Origin of the sequence: Novosphingobium sp. BW1 (assembly GCF_008107685.1) — a bacterium.
Classification (GTDB): Bacteria; Pseudomonadota; Alphaproteobacteria; order Sphingomonadales; family Sphingomonadaceae; genus Novosphingobium.
Genome location: NZ_VIRF01000044.1, coordinates 1 through 407, shown reverse-complemented (window position 1 = coordinate 407; position 407 = coordinate 1). Strand labels below are relative to the sequence as shown.

Here is a 407-nt window from a genome sequence, read left to right as displayed (position 1 = left end):
CTCCATGTACTCAAGGTATAAGGTTTATCACATTTAAAAACACAGACGTTTTTTAAAGATTGAGAGTTACCTGTTGATAATAAGGTATCGGGTAACTCTCATTATGACAGAGCGCTTTCAAAAACAGGGCTACGAAATGGCGAGCATCCAGACGTATATTAAGAAAGCCCCCATCAGCATCTATTAAATTTATCACTGCGCCCAGTCAGGTTTATTTAAGATATGATCCTGCCAGTCAATCACTTCTGATTCTTTCACTGCGATATGACGCACAGAGATACGTTCACCATGCATTGCCGCTTTCGAACCAGTAAGTAGCGGATGCCACGCAGGTAAATCTTTACCTTCCGCCAGCAAACGATAAGCGCAGGTCATTGGCAGCCATTCGAATGTTGGCAGATTTTCAC

Annotated in this window: 1 pseudogene; it reads right to left on the bottom strand. The window is 42.5% G+C overall.

From position 1 onward, the window contains the following. Window positions 1-192: 192 nt before the first annotated feature. Window positions 193-407, bottom strand: a pseudogene (gene ycgN / locus FMM79_RS03925) (cysteine cluster protein YcgN); the annotation flags it as partial.